General features: G+C 70.4%; 24 protein-coding genes. 18 read left to right on the forward strand and 6 right to left on the reverse strand.

The genetic code is table 11. The features are described from left to right. Positions 1-72: 72 nt before the first annotated feature. Positions 73-369, reverse strand: coding sequence for a DUF2277 domain-containing protein (locus tag ACEXQC_RS10980; protein ID WP_374821680.1), 297 nt, complete (start codon positions 367-369; stop codon positions 73-75). A 94-nt stretch (positions 370-463) separates the two neighbouring features. Between ACEXQC_RS10980 and ACEXQC_RS10985 the strand changes: the two genes are divergently transcribed. The 6 genes from ACEXQC_RS10985 (at position 464) to ACEXQC_RS11010 (ending at position 6,579) form a co-directional block, all read left to right on the forward strand. After that, the gene (locus ACEXQC_RS10985) at positions 464-2,584 is read left to right on the forward strand and encodes an amidase (protein WP_374821682.1); all 2,121 of its coding nucleotides are present in this window, start codon (positions 464-466) and stop codon (positions 2,582-2,584) included. 76 nt (positions 2,585-2,660) lie between these two features. Then, a complete protein-coding gene (locus ACEXQC_RS10990) occupies positions 2,661-3,410 on the forward strand; it encodes a cupin domain-containing protein (RefSeq protein ID WP_374821685.1) in 750 nt (249 codons plus the stop codon). 161 nt (positions 3,411-3,571) lie between these two features. Next, the gene (locus tag ACEXQC_RS10995; RefSeq protein WP_374821688.1) at positions 3,572-4,891 is read left to right on the forward strand and encodes a phenylacetate--CoA ligase family protein; all 1,320 of its coding nucleotides are present in this window, start codon (positions 3,572-3,574) and stop codon (positions 4,889-4,891) included. Positions 4,892-4,943: 52 nt separating this feature from the next. Next, a complete protein-coding gene (locus ACEXQC_RS11000; RefSeq protein ID WP_374821691.1) occupies positions 4,944-5,147 on the forward strand; it encodes a hypothetical protein in 204 nt (67 codons plus the stop codon). Between the two features lie 2 nt (positions 5,148-5,149). Further along, positions 5,150-6,055 (forward strand): fumarylacetoacetate hydrolase family protein, encoded by a 906-nt coding sequence (locus ACEXQC_RS11005; RefSeq protein ID WP_374821694.1) that lies wholly within the window; start codon positions 5,150-5,152, stop codon positions 6,053-6,055. A gap of 32 nt (positions 6,056-6,087) precedes the next feature. Further along, positions 6,088-6,579 (forward strand): VOC family protein, encoded by a 492-nt coding sequence (locus tag ACEXQC_RS11010; RefSeq protein ID WP_374821697.1) that lies wholly within the window; start codon positions 6,088-6,090, stop codon positions 6,577-6,579. 27 nt (positions 6,580-6,606) lie between these two features. Here the strand turns inward: ACEXQC_RS11010 and ACEXQC_RS11015 are convergent, their stop codons facing one another. Both ACEXQC_RS11015 and ACEXQC_RS11020 read right to left on the reverse strand, forming a co-directional pair. Beyond that, positions 6,607-8,235, reverse strand: a complete 1,629-nt coding sequence (locus tag ACEXQC_RS11015; RefSeq protein ID WP_374821701.1) for a thiamine pyrophosphate-binding protein — start codon at positions 8,233-8,235, stop codon at positions 6,607-6,609. 2 nt (positions 8,236-8,237) lie between these two features. Then, positions 8,238-9,020, reverse strand: coding sequence for a cyclase family protein (locus tag ACEXQC_RS11020; RefSeq protein WP_374821703.1), 783 nt, complete (start codon positions 9,018-9,020; stop codon positions 8,238-8,240). 181 nt (positions 9,021-9,201) lie between these two features. Between ACEXQC_RS11020 and ACEXQC_RS11025 the strand changes: the two genes are divergently transcribed. The 6 genes from ACEXQC_RS11025 to ACEXQC_RS11050 all read left to right on the forward strand — a co-directional run bounded on the left by ACEXQC_RS11025 (position 9,202) and on the right by ACEXQC_RS11050 (position 16,260). Further along, a complete protein-coding gene (locus ACEXQC_RS11025; protein ID WP_374821705.1) occupies positions 9,202-10,410 on the forward strand; it encodes an ABC transporter substrate-binding protein in 1,209 nt (402 codons plus the stop codon). Next, positions 10,403-11,215, forward strand: a complete 813-nt coding sequence (locus ACEXQC_RS11030; RefSeq protein ID WP_374821708.1) for an ABC transporter ATP-binding protein — start codon at positions 10,403-10,405, stop codon at positions 11,213-11,215. The genes ACEXQC_RS11025 and ACEXQC_RS11030 overlap by 8 nt, the downstream gene beginning before the upstream one ends. Beyond that, positions 11,208-11,942, forward strand: coding sequence for an ABC transporter ATP-binding protein (locus ACEXQC_RS11035; RefSeq protein ID WP_374821711.1), 735 nt, complete (start codon positions 11,208-11,210; stop codon positions 11,940-11,942). The genes ACEXQC_RS11030 and ACEXQC_RS11035 overlap by 8 nt, the downstream gene beginning before the upstream one ends. After that, entirely contained in the window at positions 11,939-12,823 is an 885-nt protein-coding gene (locus tag ACEXQC_RS11040; protein ID WP_374821714.1) for a branched-chain amino acid ABC transporter permease, read from the forward strand. Before ACEXQC_RS11035 ends, ACEXQC_RS11040 begins: the two co-directional genes overlap by 4 nt. Then, the gene (locus tag ACEXQC_RS11045; RefSeq protein WP_374821717.1) at positions 12,823-13,914 is read left to right on the forward strand and encodes a branched-chain amino acid ABC transporter permease; all 1,092 of its coding nucleotides are present in this window, start codon (positions 12,823-12,825) and stop codon (positions 13,912-13,914) included. The genes ACEXQC_RS11040 and ACEXQC_RS11045 overlap by 1 nt, the downstream gene beginning before the upstream one ends. A 72-nt stretch (positions 13,915-13,986) precedes the next feature. Continuing rightward, positions 13,987-16,260 carry a bifunctional salicylyl-CoA 5-hydroxylase/oxidoreductase gene (locus ACEXQC_RS11050; RefSeq protein WP_374821719.1) on the forward strand — a complete coding sequence of 758 codons (2,274 nt, stop codon included), beginning with the start codon at positions 13,987-13,989 and terminating at the stop codon, positions 16,258-16,260. 36 nt (positions 16,261-16,296) lie between these two features. On the opposite strand, the gene ACEXQC_RS11055 is transcribed toward ACEXQC_RS11050, so the two are convergent. Next, complete coding sequence (locus ACEXQC_RS11055) at positions 16,297-17,889, reverse strand: phytoene desaturase family protein (RefSeq protein ID WP_374821722.1); 1,593 nt, start codon at positions 17,887-17,889, stop codon at positions 16,297-16,299. Between the two features lie 108 nt (positions 17,890-17,997). On the opposite strand from ACEXQC_RS11055, the gene ACEXQC_RS11060 reads away from it, so the two are divergent. From ACEXQC_RS11060 to ACEXQC_RS11070, 3 genes are read left to right on the forward strand one after another with little or no spacing between them, the layout of a single operon-like run. Then, positions 17,998-18,423 carry a cupin domain-containing protein gene (locus tag ACEXQC_RS11060; protein ID WP_374821724.1) on the forward strand — a complete coding sequence of 142 codons (426 nt, stop codon included), beginning with the start codon at positions 17,998-18,000 and terminating at the stop codon, positions 18,421-18,423. Continuing rightward, the gene (locus tag ACEXQC_RS11065; RefSeq protein ID WP_374821727.1) at positions 18,420-19,310 is read left to right on the forward strand and encodes an acyl-CoA thioesterase; all 891 of its coding nucleotides are present in this window, start codon (positions 18,420-18,422) and stop codon (positions 19,308-19,310) included. Before ACEXQC_RS11060 ends, ACEXQC_RS11065 begins: the two co-directional genes overlap by 4 nt. Further along, on the forward strand, positions 19,307-19,732 hold the full coding sequence (locus ACEXQC_RS11070; protein ID WP_374821730.1) for a RidA family protein: 426 nt from the start codon (positions 19,307-19,309) through the stop codon (positions 19,730-19,732). Before ACEXQC_RS11065 ends, ACEXQC_RS11070 begins: the two co-directional genes overlap by 4 nt. Here the strand turns inward: ACEXQC_RS11070 and ACEXQC_RS11075 are convergent. Both ACEXQC_RS11075 and ACEXQC_RS11080 read right to left on the reverse strand, forming a co-directional pair. Further along, positions 19,729-20,772, reverse strand: a complete 1,044-nt coding sequence (locus ACEXQC_RS11075; RefSeq protein WP_374821732.1) for an LLM class flavin-dependent oxidoreductase — start codon at positions 20,770-20,772, stop codon at positions 19,729-19,731. The genes ACEXQC_RS11070 and ACEXQC_RS11075 overlap by 4 nt on opposite strands. 11 nt (positions 20,773-20,783) lie before the next feature. Beyond that, positions 20,784-22,115, reverse strand: coding sequence for an O-acetylhomoserine aminocarboxypropyltransferase/cysteine synthase family protein (locus ACEXQC_RS11080; RefSeq protein WP_374821735.1), 1,332 nt, complete (start codon positions 22,113-22,115; stop codon positions 20,784-20,786). Positions 22,116-22,236: 121 nt separating this feature from the next. Between ACEXQC_RS11080 and ACEXQC_RS11085 the strand changes: the two genes are divergently transcribed. The 3 genes from ACEXQC_RS11085 (at position 22,237) to ACEXQC_RS11095 (ending at position 25,975) form a co-directional block, all read left to right on the forward strand. Further along, positions 22,237-23,010 carry an alpha/beta hydrolase gene (locus ACEXQC_RS11085; protein WP_374821737.1) on the forward strand — a complete coding sequence of 258 codons (774 nt, stop codon included), beginning with the start codon at positions 22,237-22,239 and terminating at the stop codon, positions 23,008-23,010. A 127-nt stretch (positions 23,011-23,137) separates the two neighbouring features. Further along, entirely contained in the window at positions 23,138-24,451 is a 1,314-nt protein-coding gene (locus ACEXQC_RS11090) for an aminotransferase class I/II-fold pyridoxal phosphate-dependent enzyme (protein ID WP_374821740.1), read from the forward strand. A gap of 135 nt (positions 24,452-24,586) precedes the next feature. Then, a complete protein-coding gene (locus ACEXQC_RS11095) occupies positions 24,587-25,975 on the forward strand; it encodes an LLM class flavin-dependent oxidoreductase (RefSeq protein WP_374821743.1) in 1,389 nt (462 codons plus the stop codon). Positions 25,976-26,020: the final 45 nt, after the last annotated feature.

Raw genomic sequence — 26,020 nt, forward strand, 5'->3', positions numbered from 1 at the left:
GCCGTCTTGGGGGTTTTCTCTTTCCCTGCTTCCCTCTTCGGTCTTCCGTCTTGCCCGAGGCCGCTCGGCGTGTCAGGCGGGAGTCGTGCGCAGGCGGACTTCGCGCTCCATGCGCTTCTCGTGGCGCTCGCGGCCCTTCACGGCCTCGAGGGCGCGGTCTTTCGGTGGGGCGTTCGTGACCAGGGAGTCGAGGAGGTGGCGCGTGGCGGCGGCGATCTCGTCGATGGCGTGGTCGAAGGCCTCGGTGTTGGCCCGGGAGGGGTGGGTGGAGCCGCTCACCTTGCGCACGAACTGCAGGGCGGCTTCGCGCACCTCGTCGTCGGTGGTGGGCGGATCGAAATTGTGGAGCACACGGATGTTCCTGCACATGCCCGAGAGGTTACTCCGGCTGTCCACAGGTCTGCGAGGGTTCTCGGCCGGCGCTGTGGTTGCTGGGAGGATGTGGGGGAGGGAAGGTGGGCGCATGGAGCGGACGGGCGACGAGCGGACGGGCGACGAGCGGATGGGTGGCGAGCGGATGGACGTGGCGCGGGTCGACGTGGTGGAGATGGGGATCGCGGAGATGCTCGCGGCACTCGAGGCCGGAGCCGTCACGAGTGTGGAGCTCGTGTGCGCGTACCTCAACCGCATCGCGTACTACGACCGCACGGGGCTGTGCCTGCACGCCATCGCGGTGCTCGATCCCTCGTGTCTCGAGCAGGCTGCGGCCTCGGATGCCCGTCGTCGCGCAGGTCAGGCCGGCCCCCTCGAGGGTGTGCCGTTCACGGTGAAGGACAGCTACAAGGTGAAGGGCCTCACCGTGGCCTCGGGCAGCCCCGCCCTCGCCGAGCTCGTGGCGAACGACGACGCGGCATCCGTGGCCCAGCTGCGGGCCGCCGGTGCCGTGCTGCTCGGCAAGACCAACATGCCCCCGATGGCCGCGGGCGGCATGCAGCCCGGCCTCTACGACTACGCACGCAGCCCGTACCACCCGCAGTACCTCACGGCGGCCTACGGATCCGGCTCGTCCAGCGGATCGGGCACCGCGACGGCGGCGAGCTTCTGCGCGTTCGGCATGGCCGAGGAGACCGTCTCGTCGGGGAGGGCTCCGGCGTCGAACAACAGCCTCGTGGCGTACACGCCCTCCAGGGGAGTGCTGTCGATCCGCGGCAACTGGCCGCTGCGGCCCACGTGCGACGTCGTGGTGCCGCACACCCGCACCGTTGCCGACCTCCTGGTGCTGCTCGATGTGCTCGCCGTGGAGGATCCCGACCGCTCGGGCGACTTCTGGCGGCAGCAGAGCGCCGTGGCGCTGCCGTCGCCGGAGCAGGTGCTGCCGAAGCCCGTGTCGCGTCCCCGCCGCGGGCGGCTCGACGGCTTGCGCATCGGGGTGCCGCGCCTCTTCATCGGGGAGGATGCGGAGCCCATCGATCCGCCCGCCATCCGTCGGAGCGTGCGTGCGCTGTGGGATCGGGCCGCGGCAGACCTGCGGTCGCTCGGCGCCGAGGTGGTGGAGGTCGACTTCCCGGTGGTCTCGAACTACGAGGAGGACAGGCCCTCGGCGGAGGGGCTCGCGGCGCGCGGGCTCGTGCCGGCCAACTGGCGCACCCTCGAGGGCGGCACGGTCACGGCCATGGCGCTCGACGGGTTCCTGCGCGACAACGCCGACCCGAATCTCCACAGCTGGGCCGACGTCGACGGCGACACCGTCTTCCCCGTCGACGACGCACCGGTGCCCGTCTGGATCACGAGGGCCCGCGGCGGCTTCGACTGGCAGCGGCTCGCCGAGCTCGTCAAACAGGGGCTGCCGGCGACCTACGACGACGTGCCCGACCTCGCCCACCTGTTGAGGGGCCTCGAGCGGGCCCGCAAGCAGGATCTCGAGGACTGGATGGCGGCATCCGGTCTAGACCTCGTCGTCTTCCCGGCGGCGGGCGACGTCGGCCGGGTCGATCTCTTCACGCGCCCCGAGAGCCTCGAGTCGGCGTCGCGCAACGGCGTGGTCTACTCCACGGGCAACCGGGTCATCCGGCACCTGGGCATCCCGACCGTGACGGTGCCGATGGGGTTCATGGCCGACATCCAGATGCCCGTGGGGCTCACCTTCGCGGGGGCCGCCTACAGCGACGACGCGCTCCTCGACTGCGCTGCAGCCTACGAGGGCGCGACCCGCCGCCGCCAGCCCGCCTTCCTCACCCCGACCCTCCCGAGCAACCAGATCGACCCCACCCCCGGCGCAGGTGGTGCTGCTCCCGTGGCACCAGGTGGCGCCACGGCCACGGGCGGATCACCCGACAGCCGCGAAGGCGGTCAGGTCGCGTCCGCGCCGACCGTCTCCATCGGGGCGCGCGGCCGGTCGTGGCACGTGCAGGTGCGACTCGGCGGCGTCGCGAGCGAACGCGGTGTCGATGAAGCCGATGCGCGGGTCTGGGCCGACGGCCACATCCTCCGCCCCACGGGCGAGCCCGGAGTCTTCGCGGGCACCGTCTCCCTCGCCCGCAAGCGACTCACCCCCGAGATGATGATCGTCGCCGCCCCCACCCGCGCCACGGCCTCCCTCACCATCGCCCCTCTGCCGGAATCGCCCCTGCCGGCCGGAGAGTAGCCGGGTAGAGTCGCGAGCGGTTCCGTACGGGACGGGTGCCGCCGACGAGGGCGGTGCGGATGCACTGGAGGATCCCATGACGAGGACGTCGATCACCCGCCGCGAGTACGACGAGTGGGTGCGCGAAGCGGCCGCCCTGGGTAAGGCCCTGCGCTACCCCATCACACCGGAGATGGTCAACGACTCGGCCGGCATCGTGTTCGGCGACGACCAGTACGACGCGTTCGAGAACGGGATGTGGTCGGGCGAGGCCTACGAGGCGATGATCATCTTCGAGTCGCTCAACGAGCCGGCCGTCGACGGTCTGCCCGTCGGAGCGGGTGCGTTCTCCGAGTTCTCGGGGCTCTGCGACAAGCTCATGATCGTGCACCCCGGCAAGTTCTGCCCGCCCCACCACCACGAGCGCAAGACCGAGAGCTACGAGGTGGTGTTCGGCGAGATGGACGTCTTCTACAGCCCCACCCCTTCGGTCGTGGGCGACGGCGAGGTGCTGAGCTTCTCCGGCATGCCCGCGGGAGAACCGTGGCCGGCGGATGTCGCCGTCCCGGCCGGCCGCGAGGAGTCTTACCGCGAGCTCACGAGCTACGTGCGCCTGCGCCCTGGCGACCCCAAGTTCGTGATGCACCGCAAGCACCTGCACGCCTTCCGCTGCCCCGCCGACTCCGACGTGCCGCTCGTGGTGCGCGAGGTCTCCACCTACAGCCACGAGCCCACCGAGGCCGCCGAGGGCACGCGCTCCCCGCTCCCCGGCTGGTCCGGCATCCACGACAACGCCTTCGTCTCGCCAGCCGCCAACACCGGCAGGCTCCGCACGGCCATCACCTGAGCACCAGGGCGCGAGCCCGCGAGCATCCGGCGACCAGAAAAATCCATTCCGCACTAGTGACGATCGTAACTGCAATGTAATCTGGCCGAAACGAACGAACCCTACTGTCGGAGTGAGTACCCGCTCCGTCACGCCGGAATCGAACGAAAGGTGATTCGCTGATGAATGACAGCCCGTACTGGAACCCCAAGACCGAGACGATGTCGCGGGAGGACCTGTCGGCCCTGCAGTTCGTGAAGTTCAAGCGTGTGGTGGAGTGGGCGGAGTCGCGCAGCGTCTTCTACCAGAAGGCCTTCAAGCGGGAGGGTTTCGACTCGACCCAGCTGAAGACCTGGGCCGACTATGACCGAGTCCCCTTCCTCACCCGTGAGGAGTGGATGCGCAGCCAGAACGACTTCCCGCCCTACGGCGAGCTGCCGGTGGCGGGCCACGAGCACGCCATCCGCTTCCACACCACGAGCGGCACCTCGGGCAAGACCCCGCTGCGGGCGCTCGACAGCCGCAAGGACTGGTCGTGGTCGGCCGAGATGTGGTCGTATGCACTCTGGGGCATGGGCGTGCGCCCCCACGACATCGGCTACGTGGCGTTCGGCTACGGCACCTTCATCGGCTTCTGGGGCCTGCACAACGGCCTCGAGAAGCTCGGCGCCACCACCATTCCCGGCGGTGCGCAGCCCACCCCCACGCGCGTCAAGCAGATCATCGACTACGACGTGACCGTCGTGGCCTCCACCCCCACCTACGCCCTGCGCCTCGCGCAGGAGGCGGAGTCGCTCGGCATCGACCTGCGCTCCTCGAAGGTGCACACCATCGTGCTCTCCGGCGAGCCCATCCCGCCGCAGACCAAGGAGCTCATCGAGGAGCTCTGGGGCGCCAAGGCCTTCGACACCGCCGGCATGACCGAGATCTCCACCATCTTCATGTTCGAGCCCGCCGACCAGCCGGGCGGCGCCCACATCATCGAGGACCAGTTCGTGGAGCGGGTGATCGATCCCGAGACCGGCATCGAGGTGCCGTACGGCGAGCGGGGCGAGCGGATCACCACGTCGTTCGGCCGCAGCATGATCCCGCTCATCAAGTACCGCACCTCCGACCTCGTCGTGAAGGTGCCGCACACCACCGCCTCGAACGGCCGCACATGGGATCTCTACCAGGGCGGAATCCTCGGCCGGGTCGACGACATGAAGCTCGTGCGCGGAACCAACGTCTACCCCCGCGCCGTCGAGGCCATCGTGCGTGCGTTCCCCGTGATCGACGAGTTCCAGGTGAAGATCACCCGCGAGGGCATCCGCGACGAGATCACCCTGCTCGCCGAGCCCGTGCCCGCGGTCACGGATGCCGAGTGGTCCGAGCTCATCACGAAGCTCGGCACCGAGCTCGCCGACGGCCACGAGGGCCTCCGCTTCATCATCGAGCGCGCGCCGGCCAACACCCTGCCGCGCTTCGAGCTCAAGGCGAAGCGGCTGCAGGACCTGCGCTGACCCGCAGCCGGCCGGACCGCAGAAACGTACACGCAGAGACTAGGAGTACGACATGGCCGTGGATCTCATCGGCAACGAACTGACCATCAAGGAGCAGCAGCTGCTCGACGCCTACGAGAGCCTCAAAGCTCTGGAGGCCGGGGGTGGTCTCGCGCCCAGCACCGAGTCGAACGTGCGGGTGGCACTCGCCGCCCTCGGCGTGGCCGTGAGCGATCTGGCGCTCTGCTACGAGCACCTCACCGACAGCAGCTGCTGAGCATGCGGCTGGCACGCGTCGCGCACGGCGACGGAATCCGCACGGCCGTGCTCGGCGAGGGCGACGACCTCCTCGTGCTGCCCGCGGGCGCCCCGACGGTCGATGACCTCGTGCGGCTCGGGCTCGCATCCGCTCTGTCCACGGTGACCGAGCTGCTGCCCAGCGCCGAGACCGTCTCCGCCGCCGACGCTCGGCTGCTCGCGCCGCTCTCGCGCTTCAACCGCGACATCCTCTGCACCGGCTGGAACTACACCGACCACTTCTACGAGTCCCTCGGCAAGCGCGAGGGCCAGGGCCCCGCCGAGATGCCCGAGCACCCGACCTTCTTCACCAAGGGCCCGGGCGTCGTGATCGGTCCGACCGATCCGATCGCCTTCGATGCCGGTCTCTCGGCCAAGTGGGACTACGAGGCCGAGATCGCCCTCGTCATCGGCACGGCAGGCCGATCGCTCCGTGCCGACACCGCGGCCGACCACGTGTTCGGCTACTTCGTGGCCAACGACGTCTCCCAGCGCGATCTGCAGCGCCAGCACGGCGGGCAGTGGCTGAAGGGCAAGAGCGTCGACGGCACCATGCCCATCGGCCCGTGGATCACGACGGCCGACGAGGTCGACCTCGCAGCCCTGCATCTCTCGCTCACCATCAACGGCGAGACCAGGCAGAACGCCTCCGCCACCGCCATGGCGTTCTCCGTGCCCGTGCTGCTCGAGGAGCTCAGCCGCGGCATGACGCTCGAGGCGGGCGACGTGCTGCTCACCGGCACGCCGAGCGGCATCGGCAGCGCCCGCGAGCCCGCGGTGTTCCTCGCCGACGGCGACGAGATCGCGACCCGCGTCGACGGTCTCGGCGAGCTGCGCAACCGCGTGACGGCTACGGATCTGACGTCCCCGTCTCCCATTCCCTCCTGACGACACATCCGCCCACGACGAACGAGGAACCCATGGCCACGCCACCCCCCGCCACCGCCTTCAGCCACGTCGGGGTCACCGTGCCCGACCTCGAGAAGGCGATCGACTGGTACCGAGAGACGCTCGGCTACTACCTGCTCACCGGCCCGCTCGAGGTGCTCGAGGACGACTCGCCGCTCGGGATCGCCGCCGCCAACATCTACGGTGTGGGCTTCACGAGCTTCCGCTTCGCGCACCTCTGCGGCGCCGATGGAGCGGGGCTCGAGCTCTTCCACTTCGCCTCGCCCGCGACCGTCGCGCCCAAGAACAACTTCGAGTTCTGGAAGACCGGCCTCAACCACTTCTCGCTCACGGCCGTGGACTTCGACGGTGTGCGCGACCGGATCGTGGCGGCCGGCGGCCGGGCACGCTCGGCGCCCGTGGTGATCGACCCGGTCAAGGGCTACTGCATCCAGTACATGGAGGACCCGTGGGGCACCGTGGTGGAGCTGTGCTCCCACCCCTACACCCAGATGTGGGCGTAGGAGCGGGAGCTCAACCCGAGCGAGCGCTCAGTGGCCCTTGAACGCCTCGTGCAACCACCACGAACCGCCGTCGGAGGCGATCTTCGCGTCGATGACGAGCGGTGAGGTGGGCCCGGCGGCCAACCACTCCTCGATGCCCGCGAGGTCGTCGACCGTGCGCACCGTGAGCGCGCTCGCCCCGTAGCCGCGGGCGATCGACGCGATGTCGGTCTCGGGGAACGTGACGGTCGAGAGATCGGTTCCGGTGCCGAAGTGGTGCACCTCGGCGCCGTAGGCGGCGTCGTTGTAGACGATCACCACAAGTGGCATGCCGATGCGCACAGCGGTCTCGAGCTCCGAGATGGCCATGAGGAACCCGCCGTCGCCCGTGCCGAGCACCGGCAGCCGCGAGGGCTGCGCGAGACCCGCACCGATGGCGGTCGCCAGGCCGAGGCCGATCGACTGGAACGCCTGCGTGAAGCAGAAGCCGCGTTCGTCGGGCACGGCGAGGTAGGCGCTCGGGTAGCCCATGAAGTTGCCCGAGTCGATCGAGACGATCCGCTCGGCCGGCAGCCGCAGGTCGATCTCGCGCGAGAGCTCTCGGGGGTCGATCGTGGTGTCGGTCGAGAGGTCGTCGGTCGCCACATCGTTCCAGCGCACCGAGCCCTCGAGCGGCGCCGAGCGGTAGCCCGCATCCGCTCGCGGGGAGGCCTCGAGGGCGGCGAGCACGTCGGCGGCGGTCAGGGCGGAGTCGCCCACCACGCCGAGGTCGATGGGCCGGTTGGCCCCGAGGGCGCGCCCCTCCACGTCGACCTGCACCACGGTGGCGTCGGGCCCGATGAGGTTGCCGTGCCGCATCGTCCACATGTTGAGAGCGCAGCCCCAGCCCACCACGAGGTCGGCCGACGAGATGAGCTCGGCGGTGCGGGGCGACGAGAAGCCGCCGGAGATGCCGAGCGAGAACGGCTCGTCGTGGAAGAGCCCGTTGGCCACCGCCGAGGTGGCGAGCAGCGCTCCGGATGCCTCGGCGAGAGCGATGAGCTCGGGGCCTGCCCCACGGGCTCCGCGCCCGGCCACGAAGACGGGCCGAGAGGCCCCGCGGATGGCGGCGGCCAGCGAGGCCACCGCGTCGGCGGAGGGGCGGATGGGGGAGTCGGCGAGCACCGAGAGCTCGTCGGGCAGCGGCGGCGCGGCGGCGGCCTGCACGTCGAGCGGCAGGCTGATCACCACGGTGCGGCGCTCGTTGACGGCCGTGCGATAGGCCCGCACCACGTCGGCGAGGGCGGTGCCCGGCGAGTGCACACGCTCGGCGACGGCACCGAGGCTCCTGGCGAGCGCATCCTGATCGATCTTGAAGTTGGAGGCCACGGATCCTGTGGCCACGTCGGCCGTGAGCACGATGAGGGGGGTGCGGCTCTTCGCCGCCTCGCCGATGCCCGTTGCCGCGTTGGTGAGCCCGCAGCCCTGGTGCGTGGTGAGCACGGCGGGGAGGTCGCTCATGCGCGAGAACGCATCCGCCATGGTGGCGGCGCCGCCCTCATGGCGGGCCGTGGTGCAGGGCACCCCGGCCGCCACGAGTGCGTTCGTGACCTCGAAGTTGCCGCTCCCCACCACCGTGAAGACATGGCCGACCCCCAGTCGGGCCAGAGCGGTGCCGACGAATTCCGCGACGTTCACGCTCAGGCGCCGGTGATCGCGAACACGCGCGTGGGGCTGCCGGTGCCGCCGACGATCGGCAGCGGGCTGACCACGATCATCGCACCGGTCGCGGGCAGCGACCCGAGGTTCTGCAGCGAGGTGAGGCCGTACTTGTCGGCGCCCAGCAGGTAGTAGTGGGCGGGGAACGCCGGGTCCATGCCGCCGGCCGAGCCCGCGTCGATGCCCACGGTCTCCACGCCGAAGCCCGAGATGGGGCGCTCCTCGGCGAGCCACTTGGCGCAGGCGGCCGAGACGCCGGGGGTGTGCGGGCCGTTCTCGTCGGCGTTCGTGAACGCCTCCTGGCTGCCTGCGAACTTCTCCCACCCCGTGCGGAGCAGCAGCCAGCTGTTCTGGGGGAGCTCGCCGTGCTCGGCCTCCCAGGCGAGGATGTCGTCGACCTCGAGCAGGAAGTCGGCGTTCTCGGCCACCTCCGCGGTCTTGTCGATGACGCAGGCCGGGCCGATGAGGCGCTCGGGCAGGATCTGGGAGACGTCGAGGCCCTCGCGGCCGGTGGCCCAGTGCACGGGAGCGTCGATGTGGGTGCCGATGTGCTCGCCGGTGTGGATGTTGTGGTGCTTCCAGTACGGACCGGGCTCGTTGTAGGCGCTGACCTCTTCGAGGCTGAAGTCGATCAGATTGGCGAAGGGATCCGGCAGCCTCAGCACGGGGGTGCTGCTGCTCAGCTTGTTGGTCAGGTCGACGACCTTCAGCGAGCCTCCGGTGATCCCGGACAGGAATTCGGCGATGACATTCGATCCGCTCACGATTCTCCAATCAGATGTGTGCCCCGACTCTAGCGCCCGCGCTCGAGTTCTGGCACCCTCAACTAACGATCGTCATGCCGCTGTAATTATTTGGAAACGCAAGCACCGTAGCTTGGGGATTCAGATCACACCGCAGACCCCGTCCGAACCGCCCCGCATCATCCCTACCGGAGGCTCACCCATGAAACCCATCGCACGCACAGGAGCGGTCGTCGTCGCCGCTGCCTCGCTCTTCCTCGCCGGCTGCGTCAGCACCGCGGACCCCGAGTCGACGTCGTCAGGATCCGGCGAGGGCGAGGGCGGTGGACTCACCATCGGCGTCGTCATGGCCGAGACGGGCTTCATGTCGCCCTTCGACATCCCGGCCCTCAACACCATGAAGATGGAGGTCGACGCGGTCAACGAGGCCGGCGGCATCGACGGCGCTCCCATCGAGCTCAACATCGTCGACACCGGATCCGACCTCGACCAGTACGCCTCGGCCGCCCAGCAGGTCATCGACGCCGGCGCCGACGTGATCGTGGTCACGTGCGACTACGACGTGGCGAGCCCCGCCTCGCTCGTGGCGGAGGCCGCGGGCATCCTCAACATCGCACCCTGCGTGGGCGACACCATCTACGGACCGGCCGGTGGCCTCGAGCTCGGCTTCTCCATGGGCAACGGAACGCCCGGCGAGTCGTCGGTCATGGCCGAGTTCGCGGTCGAGCAGGGCTGGAACAACGCCGTCTTCCTCAGCGACACCTCGATCAAGTACACCGTCGGCCAGTGCGACGTGGCGCAGAAGCGCTTCGAGGAGCTCGGGGGCACGACCGTGGGCACCTACGACTACGTGCAGGGCGAGTCGATCGTGGAGACCGTCTCGCAGATCACCGCGGGCACCGCTCCCGACGTGGTGTTCAACTGCGGCTACAGCCCGGGCGGCGCCCAGGCGGCCAAGGACCTGCGCGACAACGGCGTGACCGCGCCCATCGTCTCGGGCTTCGGAATGGACGGCACGTTCTGGCTCGACTCGGTCCCCGGGCTGAGCGACTACTACACCGTGACCTACTCCTCCATCCAGGGCGACGACCCCAACGCCGCCGTGAACGAGCTGGCCGACGGCTACGAGGCCGAGTACGGCGAGCGTCCCAGCGTGGGCAGCTTCGTGACCGGCACCTCCACCATCCAGGCGCTCGTCGCCGCGTACGACGTGACCGGATCGTGGGACGGCCGGGCTCTGGCCGATGCCTTCCTCGGCTTCGACGGCGAGGACCTCCTGGTGGGCCCGACGAGCTTCACCGACGAGCTGCACATCAACGTGGAGCGCCCGCAGCGCGTCATGAAGATCACCGGCGGCGAGCTCGCCTTCCTCGAGGAGCGCGCACCCGAGAAGGTCGTCTTCGTTGACTGACAGCCCCACCCCGCAGGGCGCTCCCTCTCCGCTGCCAGGTCCCGCTTCGGCGGGCACCCTGGCGGCGGAGGGGGTGACCCGGCGCTTCGCCGGGGTCAAGGCCCTCACCGACGTGCACCTCGAGGTGCCGGCCGGCCGCATCACGGGCCTCATCGGCCCGAACGGCGCCGGCAAGTCGACCCTCGTCAACATCCTGAGCGGCTACGACAGGCCGGATGAGGGCCGGGTGCTGCTCGGCGGCGTCGACCGCACCCGCGAGCGCTCCTACCGCCGCACCCGCCGCGGGGTGGCGCGCACCTTCCAGCACGGCCACATCTTCAAGGAGCAGACCATCCTCGAGAACGTGCAGCTCGGGGCCCTCGGCACGGGCCGCAGCTCGCGCGCGGCCCGCCGTGAGGCCGTCGAGATCCTCGACCGCTTCGACCTGCTCGAGCACGCGGGCGAGAGCGCGGCGCACCTGCCGCACGGCGTCGAGCGCCGCCTCGGTGTGGCGCGCGCCCTCGCCACCCGCCCCAGCCACCTGCTGCTCGACGAGCCGGCCGCCGGCCTCAACGACGGCGAGATGGAGCTCTTCAAGAGCGCCATCCGCTCGGTGGTCGACGACCTCGGCGTGGGAGTGCTGCTCATCGATCACAACATGCGGCTCATCTTCGGTGCCTGCGACCACATCCACGTGCTCGCGGCGGGTGCCAACGTGGTCGACGGCCCGCCGTCGACCGTGCGCACCGACCCCCGCCTCGCGGAGTCGTACCTCGGCAGCATGGCGGCCACGATCGCGACGGATGCGGGGACCACGGATGCCTGACCGCCCCGTGTTCGACCGCCCGATCCTCGAGGTCGAAGACCTCACCGTCGCCTACGGCGGCGTGACCGCTGTGGCCGGCATCTCGTTCCACGTCGGCCCCGGCGAGCTCGTGGGCATCATCGGCCCGAACGGCGCGGGCAAGTCGTCGACCCTGCTCGCCATCGCGGGCGCCGTGCGCGGCAAGGCCGCGACGCTCGCGTTCGACGGCACCCCTCTTCTCGGTCGCAAGCCCGAGCAGATCGCGCGCGCGGGCCTCGCGCTCGTGCCGGAGGGGCACCACGTGTTCGGTGGGCTCTCGGTGTCGGACAACCTCCGCCTCGGCGAGGTCGCCCGCCGCACCAAGACGGGGTTGGCCGCGACCCGCGAGTGGGTGCTCGAGCTCTTCCCGATCCTGCGCGAATTCCTCGCCCGGCCCGCCGGCCTGCTCTCGGGCGGCCAGCAGCAGCAGCTCGCCATAGCGCGGGCACTGCTCTCCGAGCCCACCCTGCTCGTGCTCGACGAGCCCTCGCTCGGGCTCTCGCCCACCGCCATCGACACCGTCTTCGAGGCCATCACCGCCGTGCAGCGCTCCGGCACCGCCGTGCTGCTTGTGGAGCAGCGTGCTCAGCAGACGGTGGCCGCCGCCTCCCGCACCCATGTGCTCGGCGAGGGCAGGATCACGATGACCCTGGGCCCCGCCGACGCCACGAACGCCGAACTCCTCGCGAAGGCCTATCTCGGATCATGACCTCCTTCCTCCAGGCCCTCATCGACGCCACCTCGGCCGGCGCCGTCTACGCGCTCGCCGCCCTCGGCATCGGGCTCGTCTTCGGTGTGCTCCGGCTCGCCAACTTCGCCTACGGCGAGATCATCACGGCCTCGGCCTACACGCTCATCATCGTGTGGCCGATCAACCCGGTGCTCGCTGTGGTGGGCGCGGCCGTGGTGGGCGTCGGTGTGGCGCTCCTCATGAACTACGCCGTATTCTCCTGGTTGCGCTCGCAGTCCTCCGCCACGCTGCTCATCGCGAGCTTCGGTCTCAGCATCCTGCTGCAGCGCATCTACGAGGGCATCTTCGGCGCCAACGTGCTCTCGGCCTCCGTGGCGGGCTCGCTCTCGACCTCCATCAACCTCGGCGGAGTGCGGTTGAACCTGCTCTCCGTGGTCACGATCGTGCTCGCCGCCCTGCTGCTGGTGGGGGTGCAGCTGTTCCTCACCCGCACGAGCATCGGCCTGCAGGTGCAGGCGGCCTCGGCCGACTTCCGCATCGCGCGGCTGCTGGGTGTGCGCTCGGGCCTCGTGATCGCCGTCACCTTCGCCATCAGCGGGTTCATCGCCGCGGCCGTCGCGTTCGTGCTCACCGTGCAGTCGGGCACCGTCGATCCGTCGTTCGGTGTGCAGCCCACCCTGTTCGGGCTCATCGGCGCCGTGATCGGGGGCCTCCGCAACCTGCGCGGCGCCGTCGTGGGCGGCTTCGTGGTGGGAGTGGCGCTCTCGCTGCTCACGAGCTGGCTGCCTCCGGAGATCAACCCGTTCCGCACGGCCTTCGTCTACCTCCTCGTCATCGCCGTGCTCGTGCTGCGGCCGAACGGCCTGTTCTCCGCAGGCGCCGGAAAGGTGCGCACCTGATGCCACGCGACCGCAAGGCCACGGCCACCAGAGCCCCCGGCCTCATCCCTGTTCCCGAGTGGGTGGGCGACGCGTGGACGATCGCCGCGCCCCTCGGCCTGCTCTACCTCGTGACCGCGATCTCGAGCGGAGTCTCCTCCTCCGCCCGCGTCGACCTCGGCTACATGCTCGTCAACCTCGTGATCGTGGTGGGCCTCTCGATCTTCGTGAGCAACAGCGGAGTGCTCTCGTTCGGCCACCTCGCCTTCGTGGCCGTCGGGGCGTGGACGATGTCGCTCCTCACCATCCCGGTGGAGATGAAGGACTCGATCATGCCGGAGCTCCTCCCGGCACTCCGCGACGCCTCGCTCCCGCCGCTCGTCGCGGTGCTCGTGGCCGCCGTGGTGGGCGGCGTCATCGCCCTCATCGCCGGTGCCGCCCTCATGCGGCTGCACGGCCTCGAGGCGGGCATCGCCACGTTCGCGCTGCTCATGCTCGTGGTGCAGGTGCTCACCTACTCCACCGCCCTCGGGCCGCGCTCCGGGCAGTCGATGGTGGGCATCCCGCAGTCCCTCGACCTGCAGAGCATGCTGTTCATCGCCCTCCTCATGGTGGTCGTGGCCTGGTTCTACAGCCGGTCGCGCAGCGCCAGGCTGCTGCGGGCGTCGCGCGACGACATCACCGCGGCCCCCGCCTCGGGCATCCACGTCACGAAGCACCGCATCATCGCCTTCGCGATCTCGGGGGCCGTGGCCGCCGTGGGAGGCGCGCTGTGGGCGCAGACCAACCGCGTGGTGCAGGCCTCCCAGTTCAACCTCGACTTCACCTTCACCACCATCGCCATGCTCGTGATCGGTGGCATGTTCTCGCTCTGGGGCGCCGTGGTGGGTGTGATCGTGGTCTCGGTGCTCAACCACGTGCTCGGCCTGCTCGAGGCGGGCATCCAGCTCGGCGGCGTGATCGTGTCGCTGCCCTCCGGAAGCCGGCTCATCATCGTGGGCCTCGTGCTCATCGTGGTGCTCATCCTGCGACCGGGCGGGCTCACCGGCGGGCGCGAGGCCAGGTGGCCGCTGCGGCCGCGTCTCGCCCTGGGTCTAATTCGCAACTCGTGACGATCGTCATTTCAGAGTAATATCAACAGTGCACGTCTTCTACTCGACCTCACGGAACGGAAAGCAGCCACGATGAGAATCGCCAGCATCGGCGGAGGCCCGGGCGGCCTGTACAGCGCCATCCTTCTCAAGCTCGCCGATCCCGCCCACGAGGTGACGGTCTACGAGCGCAACGCGGTCGACGAGACCTTCGGCTTCGGTGTGGTGTTCTCGGAGGAGACCCTCGACGGTCTGCGCCTCGCCGACCCGGTGAGCTTCGAGCGCATCGAGAAGCTGTGGCGCAAGTGGAGCGCGATGGATGTGGACTTCCGCGGCTACCAGGAGCGCAGCGACGGCCACGCCTTCGCCGCCCTCGCCCGCAAGGACCTGCTCATGGTGCTGGCCGAGCGCGCCCAGGAGCTCGGCGTGCGGCTGCAGCACGACACCGTGGCACCGCTGGCCGAGGAGCTGCGCGAGACCCACGATCTCGTGATCGCCTCCGACGGCGTCAACAGCCGCACGAGAGAGACCTACGCGGCCGAGTTCGGCGAGAAGGTGGGGGTGCGCCCCTTCAAGTACGCCTGGTTCGGCACCGACCGACCCGTGGAGTGCTTCACCTTCCTCTTCGTCGACACCCCGTACGGGCTCTTCTGGGCCCACATCTACCCGTACAGCGAGAACGGATCGACCTTCCTCGTCGAGACCGATCCCGAGACCTGGCGCCGGGCGGGCCTCGACACCGCCGAGCGGGTGCCGGGGCAGACGGATCAGACGGCCCTCGCCTTCTGCGAGGAGATCTTCGCCGACTACCTGCAGGGCCACTCGCTGCAGGGCAACAACTCCAACTGGCTCAGCTTCCGCGACGTCTCGAACGAGCGCTGGCACACCGGAAACGTCGTCATCATCGGCGACGCCGCGCACACCGCGCACTTCTCCATCGGATCGGGCACCAAGCAGGCGCTCGAAGACGCCGTCGCCCTCGTCGGTGCCATCTCGGCCGAGAAGACCGTCGAAGACGCGCTCGTGCGGTACGAGAGCATCCGTCGCCCCGTCGCCGCGTCGCTGCGCCGCTCGGCCATGACGAGCCTCGAGTGGTTCGAGAGCATCCACCGCTACACCGACCTGCCGCCCGCGCAGTTCGTGTTCCAGCTGCTCACCCGCAGCCAGCGCATCACCTACGACAACCTGCGGGTGCGCGATCCGCTCTACATGGCCCGCGTCGACGACTGGTTCGCCGAGGATCAGGCCTCGCGCGGCAACGGTGCGCCCTCCGGCACGCCGCCCATGTTCTACCCGCTCACGCTCCGCGGCCTGGAGCTCAAGAACCGTGTGGTGGTGTCGCCCACCGCGCAGTACTCCGCGGTCGACGGCCTGCCCACCGACTGGCACCTCGTGCACCTCGGCTCGCGCGCCGTGGGCGGTGCGGGGCTCGTGTTCACCGAGATGACCTGCGTCTCCGCCGAGGGGCGCATCACGCCCGGCTGCCCCGGCATCTGGGACGACGAGCAGGAGGCTGCGTGGAGCCGCGTGGTCGACTTCGTGCACTCGAACAGCTCCGCGGCGATCGGGCTGCAGATCGGCCACGCCGGCCGCAAGGCCAGCACCAAGGTGATGTGGGAGGGCATGGACGAGGCCCTCGACGAGGGCAACTGGCCCATCGTCGGCCCGTCTCCCATTCCCTACCTCGCCGAGGGGCAGGTGCCCCACGAGCTCACCGAGTCGGAGATCGCCGGCATCGTGGAGGAGCACGCGCAGGCCGCCATCCGCGGTGCACGCGCGGGCTTCGACATCCTCGAGCTGCACTTCGCGCACGGCTACCTCGTGTCGAGCTTCCTCTCGCCGCTCTCGAACCAGCGCACCGACGGCTACGGAGGCGACCGCGACGGCCGCAACCGCCTCGCGCTCGAGGTGTTCGACGCCGTGCGGGCCGTCTGGCCGGAGTCCAAGCCGATCAGCGTGCGCATCAGCGCCACCGACTGGGTCGAGGGCGGATTCACGGGGGACGACGCCGTAGCGCTGTCGATCGCGCTCAAGGAGCACGGCTGCGACATCATCGACGTCTCGACCGGGCAGACGAGCACCGAGGCCAAGCCCGAGTACGGGCGGCTCTACCAGACGCCGTTCAGCGACCGGATCCGGCTCGAGGCCGGCATCCCCACCATGACCGTGGGAGCAGTGTCGTCGATCGACGACGTCAACACGATCCTCGTGGCGGGGCGTGCCGACCTGGCGCTGCTGGCGCGGCCGCACCTCGTGGACCCGTACTGGACGCTCAACGCCGCCCTCGACCTCGGCTACCGCGACTCGACCGTGCCGGTGCAGTACAAGTCGGGCCTCCGAGCCCGCCGCCGGGCACAGACGCCGTAGTCCGGTCCAGCTCCACAGGGGCACCGCCCCCGCAGCTCAGGCGCGGGGGCGGTGCTGCTTGGTGAGGGCCGTGGCCACGAGGTGGCCGGAGCCCGCGCCGAGGCCGGGGCCAGGGTGCGAGGAGGCGCCGAGGTGCCAGACGCCCTTGACGGCCGTCTTGTGCGACCCCGCCGAGGGGAGCGGCCGCCACAGCAGGTTCTGGTCGATCTCGGCCGAACCCGCGTAGGGGTCGCCCGCCACGGCGTTGGGGTTGTAGGCCTGGAGATCCTGCGGCGTGATGACCTCGGTCTTGAGGATCGAGTCGCGGAGGCTGGGGGCCACCGACTGCAGCCGGTCGAGCACGCGGTCGACGTAGGCCCGCACCACATCGGGCGACCAGCCGTTCTCGGCGCCCGCGATGGTGCCGGAGGCATCGCCCTTCGGCTCGAACGGCACCTCCTGCAGCTGCAGCCACAGCGATCCGGCGCCCTCGGGCACCCGCGTGGGGTCGAGCAGGTGCTGCCGGCCCACCACCACGGTGGGGTCGCTCGGCAGCAGCCCGGCCTCGGCCTGCGCGCAGGCGATGCCGGTGGAACCCGATCCGTCGCTCACGTGCACGAGCGGGGACTCGTCGAGCCGCGCATCCGTGAACCGGAGGGGTGCGTCGAGGGCGAGGTGCAGCTGCATGGCGGCGCGACCGTAGCGGTAGCGGGCGGCTTCGCTCCGGATGCGCGAGGGCACGGCGTCTGTGGGGAGCAGGTCGCGGAAGAGCGCGCCGGGGGTGGTGCCCGCGAGCACCGCGCGACGGGCCAGGATGCGGCCGGAGCTCGTCTCCACACCCGTCGCCCTGCCGTCGGTCACGATGATCTTCTCCACTGTGGTGCCGGTGACGATCTGCACGCCGTTGGCCTCGAGCACACCGCGGAAGGCCTGCACGAAGTTGCCGGCGCCGCCCTTCACCACGGGCAGGCCGAAGGAGTGCATCGAGAGCGCCATGATGGCGAACATCATGCCGCCCGTGGCGCTGTCGGGGCCGAGGCCCGCGTGCAGCAGCCACGGCGCCCACAGGCGGTCGGCCTCCTCGCCCTTGAAGCGCTCGCGGGCGAACGAGCGACCGCTCATGAGGGCGTCGCGGGCGAGCGACTCGCTGCCCTTGAGCTTGAAGGTGCGCAGGGCCTTGGCGGCGAGGCCAACGGCGCTCGTGGTGCGCAGCTCGGAGCCGAGGGCGCCGAAGACCACCGGTGCGCGCGAGCCCATCTGCTCGAGCATGCGGCCGTAGTTCTCGCGGTCGGAGGCGTGCTCGAAGGCGGCGGCGGTCACCTCGGGGTCGCGGTGCGCCACGGCGGCGCGACCGTCGGGCGAGACGCTGCCGGTGAGAGGGCCGTCGGTGTTGCAGTACTCGAGGCCCTGGGCGTGCAGGTCGTCGCCGAGCGCGGCGTAGGCGGCACCCGAGACGAAGAGCGGATGCCACGACGAGTAGGTGTCGTGCACGTAGCCGGGCTCGGTGAGCTCGCCCGAGGCGATGAATCCACCGATGTCCGCGTTCTGCTCCACGAGGGCGACCGACCACCCGGCCTTGCCCAGTTCGGCCGCGGCGACCATGGCGTTGATTCCGGATCCGATGATGACGGCGTCGACTGTGCGCTCCATGACTCGACGATACCGGGCCGAGGCGTCGATTTGGCACATTCATGTTACGAACGGAATAAAAGTGTGTGATCCGTCCGGTCCGGTGATAACGTGCCGGTGGAGGTTGCCATGTCAGCAGAGATCGTCCCCGTCGTCACCCGCCGTGGTGAGGAGCACACCGAGACCGGCCAGTCCGGTGGAGCCGTCCGCGTCTCCGGAGTGAGCATCCAGCACACTCCCGCCACCAGGATCTGGTTCGGCCAGGTCAGCAACGAGCCGGGCTACCGCTCGTTCCCCCACCACCACGGCGAGGCAGAGACCGGAGGCTACGTGCTGCGCGGCAGCGCCCGCATCTACTTCGGCGAGGGCTTCACCGAGTGGCTCGACATGAGCGAGGGCGACTGGGTCTTCGTGCCGCCCTTCATGCCCCACGTGGAGGCCAACATGTCGACCACCGAAGAGCTCGTGTGGCTCACCACCCGCACGCCCGAGAACATCGTGGTGAACCTCGACGACGTCGACGACTCGACGCTCGAGGGCTACCGCCGGGCATGAGCGGCGCACTCCCGCCCACGTCGGCGCCGTTCCTCGCAGCGGTCGATCTGACGGATGCCGGCTCCGACGTCTTCACCGCGCAGACGCAGTACGTGCCGTGGCCCAAGGCCTACGGCGGAGACATGGTGGCGCAGGCGCTCGCCGCCGCCATCCGCACCACCGGGTCTGATCGGCGCGTGAACTCGTTCCACGGCCACTTCCTGCGGCCCGTCGACGTCTCGAGCGAGGTCTCGTACGAGGTCGAGCGGGTGCGCGACGGCCGCGGGTACTCCACTCGCACGGTCACGGGGCGGCAGGGCGGCAAGACCGCGTTCCTCGCCACCGTCACGTTCCAGGTGCCCGAGGACGGGCCCGACATCCAGATCTCCATGCCCGCCTCGCTTCCCGATCCCGAGTCGCTGCCGTCGTCGGCCGAGGCCGTGGCCGGGGTCTCCGGGCCTGCCGCCGAGTACTGGGCCACGGGCCGCAGCTTCGACATGCGGCACGTGCCCTCGCCCGTGTACTTCGACGTGCAGGGCGCTGCGGTGCCGCACCAGGCCGTGTGGGTTCGCGCGTTCTCGCCGCTGCCCGACGACGTCGATGTTCACCGCACCGCCCTCGCCTACGTGTGCGACTACACGATCCTCGAGAGCGCCCTGCGCGCCGTCTCGACCCCGTGGGCCGCCCCCGGCCTCTCGACCGCGAGCCTCGACCACGCCATGTGGTTCCACCGCGACGGGCGTGCCGACGAGTGGGTGCTCTACGCGCAGCAGGCGCAATCGCTGCAGAGCGCTCGTGCCCTCGTGCACGGCTCGTTCTTCTCCACCGACGGGCGGCTGCTGGCCTCCGTCGCCCAGGAGGGCATGATCCGCCTGCCCTCACCCGCCTCCACAGGAGCCTCGTCATGACAGAGACCACGCAGACAAAGCAGACCATCAACCCGCCGAGCCTCTCGAAGCCCTCCGGCTTCGCGCACGGCACGAAGGTCGGTTCGACCGTCTACCTCGGCGGGCAGACCGCCATGGGTGCGGATGGGGCGATCGTGCCCGGCGGCATCGTGGAGCAGTTCCGCCAGGCCTTCTCCAACGTGCTCGCCACGCTCGAGCACGCGGGCGGCACGCCGTCCGACCTCGTCGACGTGACCATCTACCTCACCGACATCCCCGACTACCAGGCCCACGGCCGCGAGATCGGCCGCATCTGGCGCGAGCTCGCCGGGTCGGACTACCCGGCCATGGCGGGCATCGGCACCACGGGGCTGTGGCAGCCGGAGGCCCTCATCGAGATCAAGGGCGTGGCGGTCATCGGCTCGTCGACCCCGGCCGCCTAGGCACGGTTCACGAGGGGGAAGACGTCGCGGGCGATGCGCTCGAGCTCGTCGTCCAACGGTGAGGACTGGATGAGCAGGAGCGTGATGCCGGCCTCCTGGTAGGCCAGGATCCGCTCCGCCACCTGCTCCGGCGTGCCCACGAGATTCGGCCGCAGACCGCGGGTGCCCACCGAGTACTCCCGCCGCGACAGCTCCACGTCGAGCTTCGAGTTGGCGCGGAACTCCTCGAACGAGGCGTAGCCGGGGGAGTCGGGGTCGACGGTGGTAATGCGCTCGAGCTCGCGCCGCGCCTCGGCCTCGGTGTCGCGCACGATGACGTAGGCGGCCATGCCGAACTCGGCGAACGGCGATCCCGCGATCCGCTGCCGTCGCTCGTCGAGGTCGGCGACCTTCTCGCGCGCCTCCTGCACGGTGCCGCCGTGCAGGACGTAGGAGTCGGCGAAGCCCGCGATGGCCTCACGGCCCGACTCGCTCTCGCCGCCGGCGAAGATGGCGGGAGGCGAGGCCGGCTTGGGCGAGAGGATGGCGCCGTCGACTGAGTAGTAGGTGCCGGAGTAGTCGAACGGCGTCTCCCGCCACAGCCCCCTCAGCACGTCGACGAACTCGCGGGCCTGCACGTACCGGTCGTCGTGGGAGGCGAACGTGCCGCCGTACTGCTTGGCCTCCTCGGCCCACCATGCAGCCACGAGGTTGAGCGCGAAACGGCCCTCGACCCCTGAGGCGCCGGCGATCGAGTCGATCGTGGCCGAGGTCTTGGCGATCACGGTGGGCAGGTGGAAGCCGGGGCGCACGGCGGTCATCACCCTGAGCCGCTCGGTGACCGCGAGGATGGCGGTCGAGAGCGACCACGCCTCGAGGCTCGGTGCGTCGATGCCCTTGCGGTCGTTGAGGTAGAGCTCGGGCACGAGCGTGGTGTGGTAGCCGAGGCGATCCGCGAGTGTGGAGACCTGCCGGATGTAGTCCCAGGTGGCGGGCATCCCCTCGTCGCCGAGGTTGCGCAGGAAGCCGCCGTAGACGGGGGTCCAGTAGCCGAAGTGCACGGTGCTGCTCCTTAAGGGGTGGTGCTGGTGGTGGCGGCTCGGCCGAGCGGGGCGAGCGACCGGTCGAGGTCGGCGATCAGATCGGCCACGTCTTCGAGCCCGATCGAGAGCCGCACGGTGGCCCGGGTGAATCCGGCGAGCTCGAGCGCGGCATCGTCGAGGTGGCTGTGCGTGGTGGTCGAGGGGTGGATCACGAGACTCCGCGCATCCCCGATGTTCGCCACGAGACGGAACACCCCCAGGCTGTCGACGAACTCCTCCACCACCGCTTCGCCGCCCGCGAGATCGAACGAGAAGACCGAGCCGGCGCCGCGCGGCAGGTACCGGGCGGCGGCGGCGTGCCCGGGATCGGCGGGCAGGCCGGGATGGCGGACGAGCGAGACAGCCGGATGCGCGGCCAGGTGCGCAGCGATCGCCAGCGCGCTCGCCGTCTGCTTCGCCACCCGCAGATCGAGTGTCTCGATGCCCTGGATGATCTGGAACGCGTTGAACGGCGAGAGCGACGGCCCGAGGTCGTGCACGAGCTTGACCTTCGCGTAGACGAGGTACGCGCTGCCCTCACGGCCGAAGGCCTCCCACAGCACCACGTCGCCCACGCGGGGGAAGGGCTCGGTGAACTGCGGCCAGCGGGCGGGCTCCGCGCCGAAGTCGAACGTGCCGAGATCGACGATCACCCCGGCGAGCGAGGTGCCGTGGCCGCCGAGGAACTTGGTGGCCGAGTAGACCGTGATGTCGGCTCCGAACTCCTTCGGCCGCTGCAGGAAGGGCGTGGCGATCGTGTTGTCGACCACGAGCGGCACCCCGGCGGCGTGGGCGATGTCGGCCACCTCCTGCACGGCGAGCACGGAGGCGGTGGGGTTGCCGATGGACTCGGCGAAGAAGGCGCGCGTGGTGGGTCGCACGGCGCTCCGCCAGGCTTCGAGGTCGTTCTGGTCCACGAGCGTGACCTCGATGCCGAAGTCGGCGAAGGTGTCGGTGAGCAGGTCGAGGGTGCCGCCGTAGAGCTGCCTGGCGGCCACGACGTGCTCACCGGTGCGGGCCAGGGCGAGCAGCGCCACGAGCACGGCCGACTGACCCGACCCCGTGGCGAGGGCCGCGACACCGTCGTCGAGCGCGGCGATCCTCTGCTCGAGCACCGTCTGCGTGGGATTGCCCGTGCGGCTGTAGAGGTTGCCCGCGCGTCGCAGCGCGAAGATCTCCTTCGCGGCGCTGTGGCTCTCGAACTCGTAGGCGGCCGTCTGGTAGATGGGCACCACGGCGCTGTTCTGCAGGCTCGCGCGGGTGTAGCCGCTGCGGATCTGGCGGGTGGAGAAGCCCTCGGAGGGCGCGCTGTGCTCGGTCACGGTGTCGAGTCTGGGCGGCTGCTCCACCCGAGGGCAATCGTCTTACGTTATGTTTCCAAACAAAACGACGGATCGACATAATGGGCAGAACATAACTTCGCCACCGACCAGAGGAACCGCCGTGAGCAGAGAAGAGACCACCACCGCACCGCCCACGTGGCGCGAGCCCACCGCAGCTCTGCGCGGCTCGGTGGTGGTGCTGGCGGGCCGCGGCGAGGGGGAGGCCGTCTACGAGCGGTTCGCCACCCGGCTCGCCTTCGACGGCTACCGCGTGGCCGTGCTCGCGGATGCCGCGGCCGAGCTCGAGAAGACGGTGGCGGTGGCCGCTGCCCTGCTCGCCGAGCGCGACGACGTGCCGCGCATCCTCGTGGGGTCGGACACGGGCGCCTCCGCCGTCGTGACCCTCCTGGCCGAGGGGCGGCTGTTCGCCGACGTGGCCGTGCTCGCGGGGCTGCCGGCCGCGGGCGGGGTGACGAAGCCGGTCGCCGGCGGGCTCGACTGGGAGCAGGAGCTCTCGCTGCGCAGCGCCTGCCCCGTGCATCGAGGGGCGCTCGAGCGCGCGGGATCCCTGACGCCAGGCGCCCTCGCTCGCCGCGACGCCCTGGCCGACGGTGTCGACACCCGCCTCGCCTCCGGTGTGCTCGTCCCCGTGCTCGCCCTGCACGGCGCTGCCGACGAGGTGAGCCAGGTGGCCGCAGCGCTCGAGCTCTACCGCGCCGTACCCGATGCAGAGATCCAGCTCGTGGAGGGCGGGAGGCACGACATCCTCAACGACGTCACCCACCGCTCCGTGGCCGCCACCGTCGTGCTGTTCCTCGAGCGTCTGCGCACCCCCGGCCGCCCGCCGGTGGTCGTGCCCGCCACCCGGGAGGAGGGTCGGTTAGTGTGGGCCTGAACGCCCCGGGCCCCGCTACCCGGCGCAGCCGAGGAAAGGCACGCTCATCCCGCTCACCCGCCCCGACCACCAGGTCGTCGAGGCCGATTGGCTGATCGCCAGACTCGACGAGCGCACGGCCGCGGCGATGGGGGAGCGGATCGCCGAGCTCATCGAGGCCGGAGAGCTCGAGGCCGGGGTGCGGCTGCCCACCGTGAGGGCGTTCGCCAAGGCCGCGGAGGCGAGCATCGGCACGGTGCTCGCCACGTGGAACGTGCTGCGCGAGCGCGGACTGATCGAGACCAACCGGCGCGGCGGCACGGTGGTGGGCCACGATGCCGGGGGTACCGTCGCCACCACGCCCCCTCCTTCGCCCACCCCCTTCCCCGGCTGGGCCGCTCTCGACCTCGCCCAGAGCGCCCCCGACATCGCTCTGCAGCCCGAGCTCGGTGAGGCCCTGCTGGCCTCGCTCGACGCCAAGGAGCTCAACATCTTCGGCCGCGAGCACATGACCGCTCCTCTCCGCGCCGCCGTCGAGCCCACGTGGCCGTTCGCCGCCGAGGCCTGGACCACGGCGGGCGGCGGCACGGAGGCGCTCCTCCTCGCCACGGCGGCCGCGGCGCCCCCCGGCTCCCTCGTGGCTGTGGACGAGCCCTTGAGCCCCGGCTTCCTCGACACACTGCGCGACCTCGAGCTCACCCCCATCGGTGTGGCTGCCGACGACGACGGCCCGCTGCCTGCAGCGCTCGAACAGGCCATCATCGCGGGGGCTGCGGCCTTCGTCTTCCAGCCGGGCGCCCCGTTCGCCGAGCGTCACGGTGTCTCCGGGCAGCGCGCCGAGGAGCTCGCGGCGGTGCTCGACGCCGCCGACCGGCGGGTCTGGGTGATCGAGGACGACTCGATCGGCCCGCTCGCCGCCGCCGAGCCGCCCTCGTTGGGTGCTCGGCTCCCGCACAGGGTCATCCGCATCCGCAGCTACTGCAAGGCCTACGGCATCGACGTGCGCACCTCGGTCATCGCCGGCGCCGCTGAGCTCGTCGACCAGAGCAATCGCCTGCGCAGCTTCGGCGTGGGCTCCAACAGCCGCATCCTGCAGAACACGCTCGCTCACCTCGTGGGCTCCGAGGCGGCACGCGGATCGGTGGAGCGCGCGAGAGCCGCCTACTCCGCCCGCCGCGGCGCTCTGCTCGAGGCCCTCGACGCCGCCGGCGCTCCTGGTCGCTCGGGGCCGGGCAGTCTCGTGGTGTGGGTCCCGGTGCGCGACGAGACGGATGCGGTGCTCGCGCTGGCGCGGCTCGGCATCTACGTGGGCCAGGGCAGCAAGGCCTTCATCACCCCGCAGCCGCAGGCGGCCATCCGCATCTCGGTCACCCAGTTGCCCGACGATGCCCGGCGCATCCGTGAGCTCGCCGATGCCGTGGCCGAGGCCGCGAGGGGTGGCGCCCGGGAGTACTTCGACTGATCGTCGGACCCCGATCCCTCGTCGCGTAACAAAACTGGCGTCAGCCGAAACAAAGGGTAAGAAACCTGCGCTTTGTTCTGCGCTCCTTCATAGTCGTCTCCAGCGGGAACCCGCGAGAAGGAGAGGACGATCCGCATGGCTGCACACCAGACCGCTCGACCGGCCGAACGCCAGATCAAGCTCGGCGCCGTGCTCACCGGCGTCGGTGGGCCGGGGCACTTCAACACCTGGCACGACCCCGAGATCCCCACCGACGCCTCGGTCGACATCCGCTGGTACATCGAGCAGGCCCGGCTCGCCGAGGAGGCGAAGTTCGATCTCGTCTTCATCGTCGACAGCCAGTTCATCACGCCCGATTCGCCGCCCCACTACCTCAACCGCCTCGAGCCGCTCACGCTGCTCTCGGCTCTCGCCGTCTCGACCACACACATCGGTCTCGTGGCCACGGCGACCACGAGCTACAACGACCCCTTCAACACCGCCCGCCGATTCGCCTCGCTCGACCTCATCTCCGGCGGTCGTGCCGGCTGGAACGTCGTCACGAGCGGCGACGCCGGAACCGCAGGCAACTTCAGCCTCGACGAGCACTACGACTACGCCACCCGCTACGGCCGCGCCCTCGAGCACGTGCGTGTGGTGCAGGGCCTCTGGGACTCGTACGAGGACGACGCGTTCCCGCGCGACCGATCGACCGGGGTCTTCCTCGATGCCTCGAAGCAGCACCCGCTCCACCACCGCGGCGAGTACTTCCAGGTGGCGGGGCCCCTCAACATCTCGCGCTCCCCACAGGGCCAGCCGGTTATCTTCCAGGCCGGCGACTCCGAGCAGGGCCGCGACCTCGGCGCCGAGATCGGCGACGGCATCTTCACCTTCGCTGCCACGCTGGAGGCCGGGCAGGCCTTCTACCGCGACCTCAAGGGCCGTGCGAGCGCGAAGGGGCGGGATCCCGAGCACGTGCTCGTGCTGCCGGGTGTCTCGATCTACGTGGGAGACACGGATGACGAGGCCCGCGAGATCGAACGAGAGCTGCAGCTCGCCGACGGCGGGTTCGAGCAGTCGCTCGCCGAGTTCGGCCGATCGTTCGGCTGGCACGACTTCCGCCAGTACGAGCTCGACGCCCCCTTCCCGAAGGGTGTGCTGAAGCACGCCGAGCGGAGCTTCCACACGCAAGCGGCGAGGATCGTGGAATTCGCCGAGGCGGGCGGGCTCACCCTGCGGCAGGTGGTCGAGGGGATCGCCAACCCCAAGCGCACACCGTTCGCCGGGTCGCCCGAGACGGTGGCGAACGAGCTCGCCCGCTGGTTCGAGGAGCGCGCCGTGGACGGCTACAACATCCACACGGGCCACCCCTCCCAGTTCCGCCGGCTCACCGAGGAGGTGCTGCCGATCCTCCGCGAGCGGGGACTGCTGCGCCGCGAGTACGAGGGCACGACCCTGCGGGAGAACCTCGGTCTGCCGTTCGTCGAGAACCGCCACACGGCCGCACGCCGTCGTGCCGGGGCGCGCGATCTCGTGAGCGCCTGACCCCCCCCATCCACCACCAGACCACCCTCGAACAACGGAGCCCCA

The organism is Herbiconiux liukaitaii, assembly GCF_041927495.1.
Lineage (GTDB): Bacteria > Actinomycetota > Actinomycetes > Actinomycetales > Microbacteriaceae > Herbiconiux > Herbiconiux liukaitaii.

Bases quoted from the DNA above. Each gene is read 5' to 3' on its own strand.
- ACEXQC_RS10980 (WP_374821680.1), bottom strand. From the start codon at position 369: ATGTGCAGGAACATCCGTGTGCTCCACAATTTCGATCCGCCCACCACC.
- ACEXQC_RS10985 (WP_374821682.1), top strand. From the start codon at position 464: ATGGAGCGGACGGGCGACGAGCGGACGGGCGACGAGCGGATGGGTGGC.
- ACEXQC_RS10990 (WP_374821685.1), top strand. From the start codon at position 2,661: ATGACGAGGACGTCGATCACCCGCCGCGAGTACGACGAGTGGGTGCGC.
- ACEXQC_RS10995 (WP_374821688.1), top strand. From the start codon at position 3,572: ATGAATGACAGCCCGTACTGGAACCCCAAGACCGAGACGATGTCGCGG.
- ACEXQC_RS11000 (WP_374821691.1), top strand. From the start codon at position 4,944: ATGGCCGTGGATCTCATCGGCAACGAACTGACCATCAAGGAGCAGCAG.
- ACEXQC_RS11005 (WP_374821694.1), top strand. From the start codon at position 5,150: ATGCGGCTGGCACGCGTCGCGCACGGCGACGGAATCCGCACGGCCGTG.
- ACEXQC_RS11010 (WP_374821697.1), top strand. From the start codon at position 6,088: ATGGCCACGCCACCCCCCGCCACCGCCTTCAGCCACGTCGGGGTCACC.
- ACEXQC_RS11025 (WP_374821705.1), top strand. From the start codon at position 9,202: ATGAAACCCATCGCACGCACAGGAGCGGTCGTCGTCGCCGCTGCCTCG.
- ACEXQC_RS11035 (WP_374821711.1), top strand. From the start codon at position 11,208: ATGCCTGACCGCCCCGTGTTCGACCGCCCGATCCTCGAGGTCGAAGAC.
- ACEXQC_RS11040 (WP_374821714.1), top strand. From the start codon at position 11,939: ATGACCTCCTTCCTCCAGGCCCTCATCGACGCCACCTCGGCCGGCGCC.
- ACEXQC_RS11045 (WP_374821717.1), top strand. From the start codon at position 12,823: ATGCCACGCGACCGCAAGGCCACGGCCACCAGAGCCCCCGGCCTCATC.
- ACEXQC_RS11050 (WP_374821719.1), top strand. From the start codon at position 13,987: ATGAGAATCGCCAGCATCGGCGGAGGCCCGGGCGGCCTGTACAGCGCC.
- ACEXQC_RS11055 (WP_374821722.1), bottom strand. From the start codon at position 17,889: ATGGAGCGCACAGTCGACGCCGTCATCATCGGATCCGGAATCAACGCC.
- ACEXQC_RS11060 (WP_374821724.1), top strand. From the start codon at position 17,998: ATGTCAGCAGAGATCGTCCCCGTCGTCACCCGCCGTGGTGAGGAGCAC.
- ACEXQC_RS11065 (WP_374821727.1), top strand. From the start codon at position 18,420: ATGAGCGGCGCACTCCCGCCCACGTCGGCGCCGTTCCTCGCAGCGGTC.
- ACEXQC_RS11070 (WP_374821730.1), top strand. From the start codon at position 19,307: ATGACAGAGACCACGCAGACAAAGCAGACCATCAACCCGCCGAGCCTC.
- ACEXQC_RS11090 (WP_374821740.1), top strand. From the start codon at position 23,138: ATGGGGGAGCGGATCGCCGAGCTCATCGAGGCCGGAGAGCTCGAGGCC.
- ACEXQC_RS11095 (WP_374821743.1), top strand. From the start codon at position 24,587: ATGGCTGCACACCAGACCGCTCGACCGGCCGAACGCCAGATCAAGCTC.